Annotated in this window: 14 protein-coding genes; 5 read left to right on the top strand and 9 right to left on the bottom strand. The window is 61.2% G+C overall.

Going from position 1 to position 15795, the window contains the following annotated elements; translation table 11 throughout:
- The first annotated feature begins 23 nt into the window (after positions 1 to 23).
- The 3 genes from H096_RS13495 (at position 24) to mgrA (ending at position 3550) form a co-directional block, all read left to right on the top strand.
- Complete coding sequence (locus H096_RS13495) at positions 24 to 914, top strand: LysR family transcriptional regulator (RefSeq protein ID WP_033898782.1); 891 nt, start codon at positions 24 to 26, stop codon at positions 912 to 914.
- Positions 915 to 1075: 161 nt separating this feature from the next.
- The gene (locus H096_RS13490; RefSeq protein WP_082461557.1) at positions 1076 to 2404 is read left to right on the top strand and encodes an OprD family outer membrane porin; all 1329 of its coding nucleotides are present in this window, start codon (positions 1076 to 1078) and stop codon (positions 2402 to 2404) included.
- 108 nt (positions 2405 to 2512) lie between these two features.
- Positions 2513 to 3550 carry an L-glyceraldehyde 3-phosphate reductase gene (gene mgrA / locus H096_RS13485; RefSeq protein ID WP_033898777.1) on the top strand — a complete coding sequence of 346 codons (1038 nt, stop codon included), beginning with the start codon at positions 2513 to 2515 and terminating at the stop codon, positions 3548 to 3550.
- 129 nt (positions 3551 to 3679) lie between these two features.
- On the opposite strand, the gene tauD is transcribed toward mgrA, so the two are convergent.
- The 7 genes from tauD to H096_RS13450 form a co-directional block, all read right to left on the bottom strand.
- Positions 3680 to 4516: a taurine dioxygenase gene (gene tauD / locus H096_RS13480; protein WP_033898765.1), complete on the bottom strand. Its 837-nt coding sequence runs from the start codon at positions 4514 to 4516 to the stop codon at positions 3680 to 3682.
- Positions 4517 to 4527: 11 nt separating this feature from the next.
- Complete coding sequence (gene tauC, locus H096_RS13475; protein WP_033898762.1) at positions 4528 to 5355, bottom strand: taurine ABC transporter permease TauC; 828 nt, start codon at positions 5353 to 5355, stop codon at positions 4528 to 4530.
- Positions 5352 to 6131, bottom strand: a complete 780-nt coding sequence (tauB, locus tag H096_RS13470) for a taurine ABC transporter ATP-binding subunit (RefSeq protein WP_017254560.1) — start codon at positions 6129 to 6131, stop codon at positions 5352 to 5354. The genes tauC and tauB overlap by 4 nt, the downstream gene beginning before the upstream one ends.
- A 16-nt stretch (positions 6132 to 6147) precedes the next feature.
- Complete coding sequence (gene tauA / locus H096_RS13465; protein WP_033898757.1) at positions 6148 to 7125, bottom strand: taurine ABC transporter substrate-binding protein; 978 nt, start codon at positions 7123 to 7125, stop codon at positions 6148 to 6150.
- A 165-nt stretch (positions 7126 to 7290) separates the two neighbouring features.
- On the bottom strand, positions 7291 to 8874 hold the full coding sequence (gshA, locus tag H096_RS13460; RefSeq protein ID WP_033898755.1) for a glutamate--cysteine ligase: 1584 nt from the start codon (positions 8872 to 8874) through the stop codon (positions 7291 to 7293).
- 214 nt (positions 8875 to 9088) lie between these two features.
- Positions 9089 to 9472, bottom strand: coding sequence for a PaaI family thioesterase (locus tag H096_RS13455; protein WP_016979039.1), 384 nt, complete (start codon positions 9470 to 9472; stop codon positions 9089 to 9091).
- On the bottom strand, positions 9472 to 11796 hold the full coding sequence (locus tag H096_RS13450; protein ID WP_033898751.1) for a Tex family protein: 2325 nt from the start codon (positions 11794 to 11796) through the stop codon (positions 9472 to 9474). The genes H096_RS13455 and H096_RS13450 overlap by 1 nt, the downstream gene beginning before the upstream one ends.
- A 356-nt stretch (positions 11797 to 12152) precedes the next feature.
- Here H096_RS13450 and ompR point away from each other — a divergent pair, with 356 nt between their 5' ends.
- Positions 12153 to 12893 carry a two-component system response regulator OmpR gene (ompR, locus tag H096_RS13445; protein ID WP_016979041.1) on the top strand — a complete coding sequence of 247 codons (741 nt, stop codon included), beginning with the start codon at positions 12153 to 12155 and terminating at the stop codon, positions 12891 to 12893.
- A 117-nt stretch (positions 12894 to 13010) separates the two neighbouring features.
- Positions 13011 to 14324, top strand: a complete 1314-nt coding sequence (locus tag H096_RS13440; protein ID WP_033898748.1) for an ATP-binding protein — start codon at positions 13011 to 13013, stop codon at positions 14322 to 14324.
- Positions 14325 to 14419: 95 nt separating this feature from the next.
- Here H096_RS13440 and rimK read toward each other — a convergent pair whose 3' ends face one another.
- Both rimK and H096_RS13430 read right to left on the bottom strand, forming a co-directional pair.
- Positions 14420 to 15325 (bottom strand): 30S ribosomal protein S6--L-glutamate ligase, encoded by a 906-nt coding sequence (rimK, locus tag H096_RS13435; protein WP_010214091.1) that lies wholly within the window; start codon positions 15323 to 15325, stop codon positions 14420 to 14422.
- The gene (locus H096_RS13430; RefSeq protein WP_170949822.1) at positions 15322 to 15771 is read right to left on the bottom strand and encodes an ATP-dependent zinc protease; all 450 of its coding nucleotides are present in this window, start codon (positions 15769 to 15771) and stop codon (positions 15322 to 15324) included. Before H096_RS13430 ends, rimK begins: the two co-directional genes overlap by 4 nt.
- Positions 15772 to 15795 lie beyond the last annotated feature (24 nt).

Raw genomic sequence — 15795 nt, 5'->3', positions numbered from 1 at the left:
CAATCGGCGTGTAGGAGTGCAGCGTGGATCAAGTCAAAGCCATGAAGGTCTTCGTGCGGATTTACGAGCGTTCCAGCTTCACACTGGCGGCCGATGACCTGAATCTGCCCCGTGCGACCCTGACCCACACCCTCAATCAATTCGAGGCCTGGCTCGGCACGCGCTTGTTGGAACGCAGCACCCGGCGTGTGCGCCCGACCCTCGATGGCGAGGCGTATTACCAACGTTGCGTGCAGCTGCTCGCGGAGCTGGAAGAGGCCGAGCTGGCGTTCCGCAGCGTGGCGCCCAAGGGGCGTTTGCGCGTGGACCTGCACGGCACGCTGGCCAAGTATTTTGTGGTACCGGCGCTGCCGGAGTTCATGGCGCGTTACCCGGATATCGAGCTGTCCATCAGTGAGGCGGATCGCTTTGTCGACCTGATCGCCGAGGGCGTCGATTGCGTGCTGCGTGCCGGCACCCTGGGGGATTCCGCGTTGATTGGTCGGCGCGTCGCCAACCTGCGCCAAGTGACCTGCGCGAGCCCCGCCTATCTGCGCAAATTCGGAGAACCCAAGAGCCTGGCCGAGCTGAGTGAACACCGCGCGGTGAACTACGTTTCACGCACCACGGCCAAGCTGTTTCCGTTCGAATTCATGGTCGATGGCGAGTTGCAGGAAGTGAGTATCGAAGGTGCATTGTCGGTGTTCGGCGCGGAGATTTATTCGGCCAGCGCGGTGGCCGGACTCGGCATTATCCAGTGCCCGCATTACCGCATGGCCGAGCTGATCGAGCAGGGCGTGATGCGAGAAATTCTCCAGGAAACACCGCCACCTTTGATGCCGGTATCGGTGCTGTATCCACAGAATCGACACATGTCGCCGAGGGTGCGTGTGTTCGTCGACTGGCTCGCGGAAATCTTCGAAAATGCCCGATAACCCGCGTAGTTAAAGGGTTTCATAAATTTAATTTCATCCGCCTACATCGCGTTTTGACGCGCAACTGTCATCTGGCCACTGCGTAATTGTGTGAAGCGTTTGACGCTTTCATTTCAGAACAGTGACGGAGACCGGTAACAATGAAGACGTTGATAAGCCCTATGGTGGGTGCCGCCATGGCGAGCTTTATGCTGTCCGCCCACGCCGATTTTATCGATGACAGCCACGCCGATGTGACCCTGCTCAACCGCTACCTCAACCAGCAGGGGCGTGATGTGGTGAACAGCAACGCCAAGGCCCACAGCATTCGCGATTGGGGCCAGGGGTTCGAGTTCAACTTCAAGTCCGGCTACACCGAAGGTCCGGTGGGTTTTGGCCTGGACCTGCAGGCGTTCTACGGGTTGAAGCTGGACTCCGGCGGTGACCTCAACAACAAGGATCACCAGGGCCGCTACCCCGGCAGCATGTTCCCGCTGGACAACGGCAAATCCGCCGACCAGTTCGGTGTGTTGAGCCCGACGTTCAAGATGCGTTTCGCCAAGGATGAACTGCGTGTCGGCACGCTCTACGGCAACAACCCGATACTCGCCAACACCGACGGGCGCCTGTACCAGCAGACCAACACCGGTGTGCAACTGGTGTCCAAGGACCTCAGCGACTTCACCTTCACCGGCGGCGATATCTTCAAGACCAAGATCCGCAACGAAACCGGCGACCAGGGCATGATCACCGCCGGCGGCACCAAAGAGAGCGATCGCTTCCTGTTCGGCGGTGCGGATTACACCGGCATCCAGAACACCACGGTCAGCCTGTGGTATTCCAACCTTGAGGATTACTACCAGCAGTTTTTCCTCGGTGCCAAGCGCCATGACGCGTTATCCGTGGGTGCCATCGACACCGACCTGCGTGTATTCCGCAGCCTGGGGGTGGGCGGCAACGCCGACGGTGACAAGGACTACGCCGCGAGTGGTCTGTACGGCGACGGCGTGAACAAAGGCCGCATCAACCAGACCACCGCCAGCTTGCTTGAGAGCTACAGCCTCGACGGCCACACCGTCGGCCTGGGTATCCAGAAAAACAGCGGCGACAGCGACTTCCCGTACCTGGACTCCGGCCTGAACAGCGGCGACAACCGCCAGGGCCCAGGCTCAGGTGCCGACACCCCGGCACTGACCAACATGCAGTTGAATAAATTTCAACACGCCGGTGAGCGCACTTGGCTTGCGCAGTACAAGTATGACTTCGGTAAGCTTGGCCTCACGGGCCTGACGTTCTCCGCTGCCTATGCCCACGGTGATGACATCCGCACGGCGCAAGGCACTACCAGCGAATGGGAACGTAACGTCGCCGTGGCTTATCAAGTGCCCACCGGCACTCTCAAGGGCCTGGGTGTGACCTGGAAAAACGCCCACGCGAGCCCGGACATCAGCGGTGCCACCGTGCAGGATGAAAACCGCTTCTATGTGAGTTATGTCGTTCCACTCTGGTAGGCAATTGCTGTAGAACGGAACGGCAGACTTAAGCGATTCAGCTGGTTAAAAGGCCTGGGAATAACCTTATTCCCAGGCCTTATTTGCCGACGTCCAAGAGAGGATTCGATGACTTACATTGCTGCCGAAAACCGCTATGAATCTATTCCGTATCGCCGCGTAGGCCGCAGTGGATTGGTGCTGCCTGCACTGTCCCTGGGCCTGTGGCACAACTTTGGCGACAGCACCCCGATCGACACACAGCGCGCTCTGTTGCGCACCGCGTTCGACCTGGGCATCAACCACTTCGACCTGGCCAACAACTATGGCCCGCCCTATGGCAGCGCCGAGATCAACTTCGGCCGCTTGCTGCGCGAAGACTTCAAGCACTACCGCGACGAACTGATCATTTCCAGCAAAGCCGGCTGGGACATGTGGCCCGGCCCTTACGGCCAGGGCGGCGGCTCACGCAAGTACGTGCTGGCCAGCCTCGACCAGAGCCTGCAACGCCTGGGCGTCGACTACGTGGACATCTTCTACTCCCACCGTTTTGACGCCGACACCCCCCTGGAAGAAACCGCCAGCGCCCTCGCCACTGCCGTGCAGCAAGGCAAGGCGTTGTACATCGGGATCTCGTCCTACTCGGGCGTGAAAACCCGCGAAATCGCCGCGCTGCTCAAAGAGTGGAAAGTGCCGCTGCTGATTCACCAGCCGGCCTACAACCTGCTCAACCGCTGGGTGGAAAAAGACCTGTTGGACACCACCGAAGAGCTCGGCGCCGGGGTGATCGCGTTCACGCCGCTGGCCCAGGGTCTGCTGACCGACAAATACCTCAACGGCGTGCCGGCGGATGCACGGGTGAACCGTCCGGGTGGTGGTTCGTTGCAGGCCAAGCACCTGTCCGAAGCCAACATCGCCCACGTGCGTGCGCTGAATGAAATCGCCCAACGCCGTGGCCAGAGCCTGGCGCAACTGGCATTGGCCTGGACTCTGCGTGATCCACGGGTGACCAGTGCGCTGATCGGTGCGAGTCGGCCGGAGCAGATTATCGAGAACGTCGGGGCGTTGAAAAATCTGCATTTCAGTGCAGAAGAATTGGCGGAGATTGATCGGTTTGCGCTGGAAGGTGGGATTAACTTGTGGGAAAAGCCGTCCACTGCTGAATAATCTGACGCCACTCGATCAAATTGTGGGAGCGGGCTTGCTCGCGAATGCGGAGTGTCAGTCAACAGATGTACTGACTGATCCACCGCCTTCGCGAGCAAGCCCGCTCCCACATTTAATCCTCGGCGGGATTTAGAACGGCACATCTCCCAAAATCGTCGCCCGGTGCATCACCCGCCGCTGCGGCCGGTAATCATCCACCGCGTAATGCTGCGTCACGCGGTTATCCCAGAACGCCACATCGTTTTCCTGCCAACGCCAACGAATGGTGAACTCCGGGCGTGTCGCGTGGGCAAACAGCAGCTTCAGAATCGCCTCGCTCTCCGCCGGTTCCAGCTCGTTGATCCTGGTGGTAAACCCATCACTGACAAACAGCGACTTACGCCCACTCACCGGGTGCGTGCGCACCACCGGATGCGACAACGGCGGGTTCTTCTTGCGGGTCTCTTCCCAGCGCGCCAGGTCTTCGGCGGTGTTGCCAAAGCGCTCCAGCGGGAAGGATTTGGTGAAGTCGTGGGTCGCGGTCAGCCCGTCGAGCAGGCGCTTCAACGGCTCGGACAACGCCTCATACGCCGCAATCCCGCTGGCCCACAGCGTATCGCCGCCAAACGCCGGCAGCAGCTTGGCGCTGAGTACGGCGCCCAACGCCGGGGTGGGCAGGAAGGTCACGTCGGTGTGCCACACGGCGTTGTCACGCACGTCGGTGACGGCGGTGTCGAGGATCAGCACTTCGGGCTGTTCCGGCACATTGGGGTAGATCGGGTGGATATGCAGGTCACCAAAATTCGCCGCGAATCGCGCTTGCTGTTGCGGGTTGATCGGTTGATCGCGGAAGAACAGCACCGAGTGGGTGAGCAACGCCTGTTCAATGGCATCTCGCTCTTCAATGTTCAACGGCTGGGTGATATCGACGCCACTGATCAGGGCACCCAATGCGGTGCTGATGGGGGTAACGGTCAGGCTGCTCATGCGGTTCTCACTCAATGTGCCTGGCCATGCCACGGCACTAATTTACGCTGCAGGGCGCGCAGGCCCATTTCCATGGCGAAGGCGATCAGGGCGATGACCAGGATGCCCAGCACCACCACGTCAGTGACCAGGAACTGCGCCGCCGACTGCACCATGAAACCCAGGCCGCTGGTGGCCGCGATCAGCTCGGCGGCGACCAATGTCGACCAGCCCACGCCCAGGCCGATGCGCACGCCGGTGAGGATGTCGGGCAGGGCGCTCGGCAGGATCACATGGCGAATCAGCTGGGCACGGGTGGCGCCCAACGACTGCGCCGCGCGCAGCTTGGCCGGGTCGACCGTGCGCACACCGGTCGCGGTGGCGATGGTAATCGGCGCGAAGATTGCCAGGTAAATCAGCAGCACCTTGGACAGCTCGCCAATGCCGCACCAGATCACGATCAGCGGCAGATAGGCCAGTGGCGGGATCGGGCGGTAGAACTCGATCAGCGGGTCGAGGACGCCACGGGCGATACGGTTGGAACCAATGGCGATCCCCACCGGCACGGCGGTCAGCACGGCAAAACCGAGGCCCAGGCCGATACGGCTGAGGCTCGCGCCCAGGTGCTGCCACAAGGTGGAATCCATATAACCGCTGGTCGCCAGCAGCCAGCCCTTTTGCAGCACGGCGGACGGCGGCGGCAGGAACAGCGGTTCGATCAGACCGGTGGCGGTCACGGCCCACCAGATTGTCAGCAGGGCGACCAGCGTCAGCACGCTGATCCAGCGCGTGCTCAAGCTGCGGCGCAGCGGGATAACGGTATGCACCACCGGCTTGGCGGCGAGTTCGTAGCTGCTCATGCGGACACCTGCCGTTGGGAGAACACTTTGCCCAGCACGTGTTCGCGGGTTTCGATAAAGCGCGGGTCGGACTTGATCGCCCGCGCCGACTCACCGGCGGCGTAGCGTTGGCCGAAGTCCAGGCTCAGGCGTTCGACGATCTGGCCAGGGTTGGGCGCCAGCAGGATCAGGTCAGTGGCGAGGAAGACCGCTTCTTCGATGTCGTGGGTAATCAGGAACACCGGCTTGGCCGTGCGCCGCCAGACTTGCAGCAGCAGCTCCTGCATCTGTTCGCGGGTGAAGGCGTCGAGGGCGCCGAAGGGTTCGTCCATCAGCAACACGCGAGGGTCGGCCGCCAGCGCGCGGGCGAGGCCGACACGTTGCTTCTGCCCACCGGAAAGTTGCCAGATGCGGCGGCTGTCGAAACCGGCCAGGTCTACCAGCGCGAGCATTTCCCGAGCGCGCACTTCACGTTGCGCCTTGGGCACACCGGCCAGCTCCAGGCCGAAGCCGACGTTGGCCAACACATCCTGCCAGGGCAGCAGGGCGTCGTCCTGGAACACCACGCCGCGTTCGGCGCTCGGGCCTTTGACCGGCACGCCATCAAGCGTAATGCGCCCGGCGGACGGTTCGACAAAGCCGGCAATCAGGTTCAACAGCGAAGTCTTGCCACTGCCGGACGGGCCGAGGGCCACCAGCAATTGCTGGGGCCCCAGGTCGATTGAAATGTCTGACAGTACCGGTTCTGTGGCGCCTGGGTACTGTGCGCTGATGCGCTCCAGTTGTAGCAAGGCCATCGCGATGAACTCCTGATCAATTAGTAATGAACTTGGCGCTGACGTACGGGGCGTAGTCCGGCAGCACGGCGTCGACCTTGCCTTGCTCCTTGAGGAACGCGGCGGTATCGGTCACGGCCTTGGTGGTCGGTGCGCCCAGCAGGGTCACTTGGTCAGCGGCCAGCGGGTAGACGTTGCCTTGCAGCAGCAGTGGGATGTCGCTGGCCTTGGCGCCGGAGAGTTTCACCAGTTTTTCGACGTTGCCTTTGTCGGCGAGCCAGGCTTGTGGGTCTTTACGGTAGGCGGCGTAGGCATCCAGAGTGACTTTGGCAAACGACGTGACGATTTCCGGGTGCTTCTCGGCAAAATCCTTACGCACGATCCAGGCATCGAAGGTAGGCGCGCCAAACTTGGCCAGTTCGCCGGAGGTGATCAGCACCTTGCCGTTTTCCTTGGCCACGCCCAGGGCAGGGTCCCAAACGTAAGTAGCGTCGATATCACCACGCTTCCAGGCGGCGATGATCGCCGGTGGTGCGAGGTTGAGGATGGTTACTTTGGACGGGTCGATGTTCCAGTGCTTCAGCGCGGCCAACAGGCTGTAGTGACCGGTGGACACGAATGGCACGGCGATTTTTTTGCCGATCAGGTCCTGCGGGCTGTTGATCCCCGAACCGTCGCGCGCTACCAGGGCTTCGGCGCCGCCGATCTGGGTGGCAACGAGGAAGGTTTCCACCGGCACTTTGCGGGTGATCGCGGCGGTCAGGGGGCTGGAACCGAGGTAGCCAATCTGCACGTCGCCGGACGCGATGGCGGCGATGATATCGGCGCCATTGTCGAATTTGCGCCAGTTGATCTTGGCGTTGGTGGCTTTTTCATAGGCGCCATCGGCCTGGGCGACTTTGGCCGGGTCCACGGTGGTCTGGTAAGCGATGGTCACATCCGCCGCCTGGGCAAACAGGCTGGCACCGGCCAGGGACAATGCGGCCAAGAGGCGCAGAGGGGTAAGCAGTTTCAAGGGGAAGCTCCTCAATCAGGCGGCCGAGGGTCGGCGTGTGAGGAGACTAAATGATCTAAGAATCCGAAAATAAATAACATTTTCGAATTAGCTTATGAGGAGAAAAATGTTGCCTGTAGTGAGCGGGCTTGCCCGCTCACCACAGTAAATTACCCCAACATTTTTTTAGTTGCTGATGGCGAGGATGCTGGCCTGGTAAGAGCCAACAAACACGTCAAAATCACCCACTTCGTTCTGCTCCAGCTCTGCCTGCTGTGCCAGCGATTTGCGTGCCAGTTCTTCAAACTGCGCTTGCTCTTCGGCCGGCAGCGGTTCGCTGCGGAAATGCTCGGCGTGCAGTTGGCTCTGGTGCAGGGAGAACTGCGCAAAGCTTTCCTTGCGCTCGGCCATCGCCGCCAACACCTGGGCCGACGGGGTCAGGGACGAATCCTTGACCTTGGCCAGTTGGGCATCCAGCGCTTGGCTGTGCTCGGTGATGCCGTGGCTTTCATCCAGCAAGGCGGCCAGTGGCGCAATCTGCTCCAGCAGCTCGGCAGCCCACTCCTTCATGTCCACAGGCTGGCCCAGACGCTGCAATTGCAGGCCGGGACGACGACCTTCCTTGACCACGCTGAGGAAGTTGGAGGTGGCGTTGCCGCACTCGTTGTCGGCGAACAGCGGGCTGTCGTTCAACGCGCAGTACAGCAGGAAGGCGTCGAGGAAACGCGACTCCGGCAGGTCGATGCCCATCGGCAGGAACGGGTTGATGTCCAGGCAGCGCACTTCGATGTACTGGATGCCACGGGCCACCAGCGCCTGGATCGGCCGTTCGCCGGTGTAGGTCACACGCTTGGGGCGGATGTTGGAGTAGTACTCGTTTTCGATCTGCAGGATGTTGGTGTTGAGCTGTACCCACTCACCGTCCTGATGGGTTCCGATTTCGACGTACGGTGCGTAGGGCGTTGCTACCGCTTCACGCAGGCTGTCGGTGTAGCTGCTCAAATCGTTGTAGCAAGGCGTGAGGCCGGCCTGGGCGTTGCTCTGGTAACCCAGGTCGCTCATGCGCAGGCTGGTTGCGTAGGGCAAGTACAGCGTGTCGGCGTCGAGTACTTCCAGCTGGTGCGAGCGACCCCGCAGGAAACCGGCGTCCAGGGCAGGGGATGCACCGAACAGGTACATCAGCAGCCAGCTGTAACGGCGGAAGTTACGAATCAGCGCGATATAGGCGGTGGACTGGTAGTCGCGGTCAGTGCCGACAAATCCTTCAGTCTCTTTAAGCAACGGCCACAGCGCTTCCGGCAACGAAAAGTTGTAGTGGATGCCAGCGATGCACTGCATGGTCTTGCCATAACGCAGGGCCAAACCCTTGCGATACACGTACTTGAGCTGTCCGATATTGGACGTGCCGTAGTAGGCAATCGGAATATCTTCCTCAGCCGGCAACGGGCACGGCATCGAGGGGCTCCACAGGTATTCGCTGCCCAGCTTGGTGTAGGCAAAGCGATGGATCTTGTCCAGGCTGCTCAGGGTATCGGCCGGGTTGGGCAGGGCGGGAGTGATGAACTCCAGCAGCGATTCCGAGTAGTCGGTGGTGATCTGTTCGTGGGTCAACGCGGCGCCCAGGGCTTCAGGGTGCGGCGTTTGTGCCAGTCGACCCTCACCGGTGACACGCAGGCATTCGCGCTCGATGCCGTGCAAGCACTGCTCTAGCAGGGAGAGGTGTTCGCGCTTGCCGAGCAGGGCCAGGCGGCGGTTGAGAAGTTCGCTCAAGTTGGATTCCTTCACGCGTCAGTCGCCCCAATATGGGGGTGGGCAGGACGGTCTACAAGGGTGAAGTTAAAACTGGCGTGATCGCCTGGTTTAGAGTCGATTTAACCCGCTCTGAATATGCCGACTTCACTCCATGAATTTGGCTACAGCGCAGCGAGAAAATTCCGACGCCGTGATTGCAGCGCCGAAATTAACTCAAATCGGGGGTGGGGAGCTATAGGACAGCGAAGGTGCCCTGTGCTTTTGCGACAAGTCTTTCGTCTTGATACACGTCTGCCTCGACCACCAACGTGCGGCGACCGGCATGAATCACCCGGCTGGTGCACAGCACGTCACCGTCGGACACGGCGCGGATATAGTTGATCTTGCACTCGATAGTCGCGCTCTGCTGGTCGAAACCATGGGAGCTGGAACAGGCCAGTCCCATCGTAATGTCCACCAGGCTGAAAATCGCCCCGCCATGGAGCTTGCCCGCGCGGTTGCGCAGTTGCGGCTCCAGGGTCAGGGCCACCTCGGCAACGCCTTCTTCAAGGCGTTGCAGGCGGCAGCCGATCAGTTCGCTGAACGCGCTCTGGGTCAAACCGGCTGGGATTTCCATCAGCGTTTCTTCAACTGTTTGGCGTTGGCGAACAGCGAGGCCATGGCATTGTTGCTTGGCGCTGCGGTGGCAGTTTCTTTGCGCGGTGCATTGTTCTGCGACTGTCGCGGAGCGGAACCAGGGCGCGCGCCACGGGCACCGTCGATTTTCTCGCCGGGGGTGTCGCTCATGCGCATGGACAGGCCGACGCGTTTGCGCGGGATGTCGACTTCCATCACCTTGACCTTGACCACGTCGCCGGCTTTGACCGCTTCACGCGGGTCTTTGATGAACTTCTCCGAAAGCGCGGAGATATGCACCAAACCGTCCTGATGCACGCCGATGTCCACAAAGGCGCCGAAGTTGGTCACGTTGGTGACCACGCCTTCGAGGATCATGCCCAGCTCCAGATCCTTGAGGTCTTCGACGCCGTCCTGGAACTCGGCGGTCTTGAACTCGGGACGTGGGTCGCGGCCAGGTTTTTCCAGCTCTTGCAGGATGTCGGTGATGGTCGGCACACCGAAGGTTTCGTCGGTGTACTTCTTCGGATCCAGGCGTTTGAGGAACGCAGCATCGCCGATCAGCGAGCGGATATCGCGGTCGGTCTCGGCGGCGATGCGCTGCACCAGCGGGTAGGCTTCGGGGTGGACTGCGGAAGAATCCAGCGGGTTGTCGCCGTTCATTACGCGTAGGAAGCCGGCGGCTTGTTCGAAGGTTTTCTCGCCCAGGCGCGCGACCTTTTTCAGCGCTGCACGGGTCTTGAACGCGCCGTTTTCGTCACGGTGGGTCACGATATTCTGCGCCAGGGTGGCGTTGAGGCCGGAAATACGCGCCAGCAAGGCGACGGAAGCGGTGTTCACGTCCACGCCCACGGCGTTTACGCAGTCCTCGACCACCGCGTCCAGGCCTCGTGCCAGTTTCAGCTGCGACACATCGTGCTGGTACTGGCCGACACCGATGGATTTAGGGTCGATCTTCACCAGCTCGGCCAGTGGGTCCTGCAGGCGACGGGCGATAGACACTGCGCCACGGATCGACACGTCGAGGTCCGGGAACTCCTTGGAAGCCAGTTCCGAGGCCGAATATACCGAAGCGCCGGCCTCGGAGACCATGACCTTGGTCATTTTCATGGCTGGGTATTTCTTGATCAGCTCGGCGGCCAGCTTGTCGGTTTCACGGCTGGCGGTGCCGTTGCCGATGGCGATCAGGTCTACCGCGTGCTTGGCGCACAGGGCAGCCAGGATGGCCAGGGTCTGGTCCCATTTGTTGTGCGGCACGTGCGGGTAAACGGTGGCGTGGTCCAGCAGCTTGCCGGTGGCGTCGACCACGGCAACCTTGCAGCCGGTGCGCAGGCCCGGGTCGAGGCCCAGGGTGGCACGCGGGCCGGCCGGGGCCGACAGCAGCAGGTCGTGCAGGTTGTGGGCGAACACGTTGATCGCCTCGGTCTCGGCGCCGTCGCGCAGCTCGCCCAGCAGATCGGTTTCCAGGTGGGTGTAGAGCTTGACCTTCCAGGTCCAGCGCACCACTTCACCGAGCCACTTGTCCGCAGGACGGTTCTGATTCTGGATGCCGAATTGTTGACCGATCATGCCTTCGCACGGGTGCATGGTGCCCGGCAATTCGTCGCCGACCTTCAGCGCGGAGCTGAGAATGCCTTCGTTGCGGCCACGGAAAATGGCGAGCGCACGGTGGGACGGCATGCTTTTCAGCGGTTCGTCGTGTTCGAAGTAATCGCGGAACTTGGCGCCTTCCTCCTCTTTGCCGGCGATGACGCGGGCACTGAGAATGGCTTCCTGTTTCAAGTAAGTGCGCAGTTTTTCCAGCAGGCTGGCGTCTTCGGCGAAGCGCTCCATGAGGATGTACTTGGCGCCTTCGAGGGCGGCCTTGACGTCCGCGACGCCTTTTTCGGCGTCGATGAAGCGGGCGGCTTCGGTGTCCGGGGTCAGCGACGGGTCGTTGAACAGACCGTCGGCCAACTCGCCCAGGCCGGCTTCCAGGGCGATCTGGCCCTTGGTGCGGCGCTTCTGCTTGTACGGCAGGTAGAGGTCTTCGAGGCGGGTCTTGGTGTCGGCGAGCTTGATGTCGCGCTCAAGCTGTGGAGTCAACTTGCCTTGTTCCTCGATGCTGGCGAGGATGCTGATGCGCCGTTCGTCGAGTTCTCGCAGGTAGCGCAGACGCTCTTCCAGGTGACGCAGTTGGATGTCGTCGAGGCTGCCGGTCACTTCTTTACGGTAACGGGCGATGAAAGGCACCGTGGAGCCTTCATCCAGTAGAGCGACGGCCGCTTCGACCTGTTGTGGGCGTACACCGAGTTCCTCGGCGATGCGGCTGTTGATGCTGTCCATAAAACCACCTGAAATTCTGAAAAGCAGCTCGCAGGCCCGGAAAACAAGGCCCTGGGAGGCTGGTTGAGCGGCCCGACTGGCGCCGCTGCCTGGGTCAATAGGCAGCCTATTGACCCTCGAAATCGAAAAAATCACACAAGCGGGTAAAAAAAGCCTCGGCAGCAAACGGTAACGATCTGAAGTTGCCCTGCACGACGGCGCCGCATTATAACCAGCGTTCTGTCCTTGGGGGGGATTGCGCCAACGGTTGTAGGGCGCGGGTTCGCTGGCAGTTGAGGAAAAATCTGCTAACAATGCACACGGTGCGTATAACGGCAGCTAGGCCATAATGCGCGCCGAGATAAGAGGAGCATCTAATGAGCAGCACTGCACAAACTGCTGAAGGCGAAAAAATTCTCATCGTTGACGACGACCCGGGGCTGAGCAGCCTGCTGGAGCGCTTCTTCAACTCCAAGGGCTACCGTGCCCGCGCGGTGCCGAACACCGAGCAGATGGACCGCCTGCTGGGGCGTGAAGTCTTCAACCTGGTCGTACTCGACCTGATGCTGCCCGGCGAAGACGGCCTGACCGCCTGCAAACGCCTGCGCGGCGCGAACAACCAGATTCCCATCATCATGCTCACCGCCAAGGGCGATGAGCTGAGCCGCATCAAGGGCCTCGAGCTGGGCGCTGATGACTACCTGGCCAAGCCGTTCAACCCCGACGAGCTGATGGCTCGGGTCAAAGCCGTATTGCGTCGCCAGGCACCGCCGGTTCCAGGTGCCCCAGGCAGCGAAGACGAGAGTGTCACCTTTGGCGACTACGAACTGTCGCTGGCGACCCGGGAGCTCAAGCGTGGCGATGAAGTGCACATGCTTACCACGGGTGAATTTGCTGTGCTCAAGGCCCTGGTGATGAACGCTCGCCAGCCGTTGACCCGCGACAAGCTGATGAACCTGGCCCGTGGCCGGGAATGGGACGCTCTGGAGCGCTCCATCGACGTGCAGATTTCCCGTCTGCGCCGGATGATCGAGCCGGATCCATCCAAGCCACGGTACATCCAGACGGTATGGGGCGTGGGTTATGTGTTTGTGCCGGACGGCAATAAAACCAGTTGACCGGTGATTTGCAGGGGCGGGCATCCTGGCGTTTGACTCCATGAGGGTCGACGGGATGTCCGGCGTCTGCAATTCTGCGAGCGCCGCTCGTTTCTGCAAGGTATCTAGCAGTCTTCTATGAAAACCCCGCTGTGGTTCCCCCAAAGTTTCTTCTCCCGCACCCTTTGGCTGGTGCTGATCGTCGTTCTGTTTTCCAAGGCACTCACACTGGTTTATCTGTTGATGAACGAGGACGTGCTGGTGGACCGGCAATACAGCCACGGTGTCGCCTTGACGCTGCGCGCCTATTGGGCGGCAGACCCGGAGAACCGCGAGAAGATCGCCAAGGCCGCGACCCTGGTGCGCGTCGCCGGTGCAGGTGTGCCGGAGGGCGAGCAGCATTGGCCCTACAGTGAGATCTACCAACGCCAGATGCAGGCAGAACTGGGTGAAGACACTGAGGTGCGGCTGCGTATGCATGTGTCGCCAGCGTTGTGGGTTCGCGCGCCAAGCCTGGGCGAGGATTGGCTGAAAGTGCCGCTTTACCCGCACCCGCTGCGGGGGCAGAAGATCTGGAACGTGTTGGGCTGGTTCCTGGCGATCGGGCTGCTTTCAACGGCGTCGGCGTGGATTTTCGTGCGCCAGCTCAACCAGCCGCTTAAACGCCTTGTGTTTGCCGCCCGTCAATTGGGCCAGGGGCGCAGCGTGCGTCTTCCGGTCAGCGATACGCCGAGTGAGATGACCGAGGTGTACGGCGCGTTCAACCAGATGGCGGAAGACGTCGAACAGGCCGGGCGCGAACGCGAGTTGATGCTGGCGGGGGTGTCCCATGACTTGCGCACACCGTTGACGCGACTGCGCTTGTCTCTGGAGCTAATGGGCAACCATAGCGACCTCACTGACGACATGGTCCGCGACATTGAGGACATGGACGCGATCCTCGACCAGTTCCTGGCGTTTATCCGCGATGGCCGTGATGAAGTGGTTGAGGAGGTCGACCTGACGGACCTGGTGCGTGAGGTGGTCGCGCCCTACAACCAGAACGGTGAACAGGTACGTATGCGCCTGGAGCCGATCCAGCCGTTTGCGTTGCGTCGAGTGTCGATGAAGCGCCTGTTGAACAACCTGATCGGCAACGCCTTGCATCACGCCGGTTCCGATGTGGAAGTGGCGGCCTATGTGTCCGGCGACAGCGCTGCGCCTTATGTGGTGCTGAGCGTAATGGACCGGGGCGCAGGCATCGACCCGGACGAGTTGGAAGGCATCTTCAACCCGTTCACCCGTGGCGACCGTGCCCGGGGTGGCAAGGGGACTGGCTTGGGGTTGGCGATTGTGCGGCGGATTGCCTCGATGCATGGCGGCAATGTTGAGTTGCGTAATCGTGAAGACGGTGGCCTGGAGGCGCGGGTGCGCTTGCCGCTTGGGCTGATGTTGCCTAGAGATGCAGTCTGACCAAAGCCAAGTCATCAAATGTGGGAGCTGGCTTGCCCGCGATAGCCATAGTGGATTCACCACTGCTATCGCAGGCAAGCCAGCTCCCACACTTTTTAGCCCTTACCCTTGGTCCGAGTCATATTCGGCCCACCATTCTTCTCCAGATGCTGAATGATGATCCCCGCCACATCCTTCCCGGTGGTGGTTTCAATGCCTTCCAGGCCCGGTGACGAGTTCACCTCCATCACCAGCGGCCCGTGATTGGAGCGCAGGATATCCACACCCGCCACACTCAACCCCATCACCTTGGCGGCCCGCAGTGCCGTCATGCGTTCTTCCGGCGTGATCTTGATCAGGCTAGCGCTGCCGCCACGGTGCAGGTTGGAGCGGAACTCCCCCGGCTTGGCCTGGCGCTTCATCGCCGCAATCACCTTGTCGCCCACCACGAAGCAGCGGATATCCGCACCGCCGGCTTCCTTGATGTATTCCTGCACCATGATGTTCTGCTTGAGGCCCATGAACGCCTCGATCACGGATTCGGCCGCTGTCGCGGTTTCACACAGCACCACGCCGATACCCTGGGTGCCTTCCAGCACCTTGATCACCAGCGGCGCGCCGTTGACCATGTCGATCAGATCGGGGATGTCGTCGGGGGAGTGGGCAAAGCCCGTCACCGGCAGGCCGATACCCCTGCGCGACAACAGCTGCAGCGAGCGCAACTTGTCCCGTGAACGAGCAATGGCGACCGACTCATTGAGGGGAAACACCCCCATCATTTCGAACTGGCGCAACACCGCGCAGCCATAGAACGTCACCGAGGCGCCGATGCGTGGGATCACCGCATCAAACCCCTCCAGCGGCTTGCCCCGGTAGTGGATCTGCGGCTTGTGGCTGGCGATGTTCATATAGGCACGCAACGTGTCGATCACCACCATTTCGTGGCCACGTTCGGTGCCGGCCTCAACCAGGCGGCGGGTGGAATACAGACGCGGGTTTCGCGACAGCACAGCGATCTTCATGCAGCACCTGGGACAGAAAGAGTTGAGACCGGGAACACCGGCTTGTCTTGAACGTACTTGATGCCGGGATTGACCACCAGTTGGCCGTCAATCAAGGCTTTGGATCCCAGCAATAGCCGGTAACGCATGGCTTTGCGGCAGGCCAGGGTAAATTCCACCCGCCATACCCGATCACCCAGCGCCAACGTGGTGCTGATGACATAGCGCACCTGCGCATGGCCGTTGGAGCTCTTGATGGTTTTCATCGTCACCAGGGGCGCTTCGCAGCGGCGGTGACGCAGTTGCACAACGCTGCCCAGGTGCGCGGTAAAGCGCACCCACTTCTCACCGTCACGCTCGAACGGCTCGATATCGGTAGCGTGCAGGCTTGAGGTGCTGGCACCGGTATCGATCTTTGCGCGCAGGCCTGCCACTCCCAAGTCGGGAAGTGCCACCCACTCACGCAGACCCACAACGGTCAAATGGTCAAA

This window comes from Pseudomonas sp. FH1, from assembly GCF_000510895.2.
GTDB lineage: Bacteria > Pseudomonadota > Gammaproteobacteria > Pseudomonadales > Pseudomonadaceae > Aquipseudomonas > Aquipseudomonas azotoformans_A.
The sequence above is the reverse complement of the archived record's forward strand: the minus strand, read 5'-3'. Positions and strand labels throughout refer to the sequence as shown.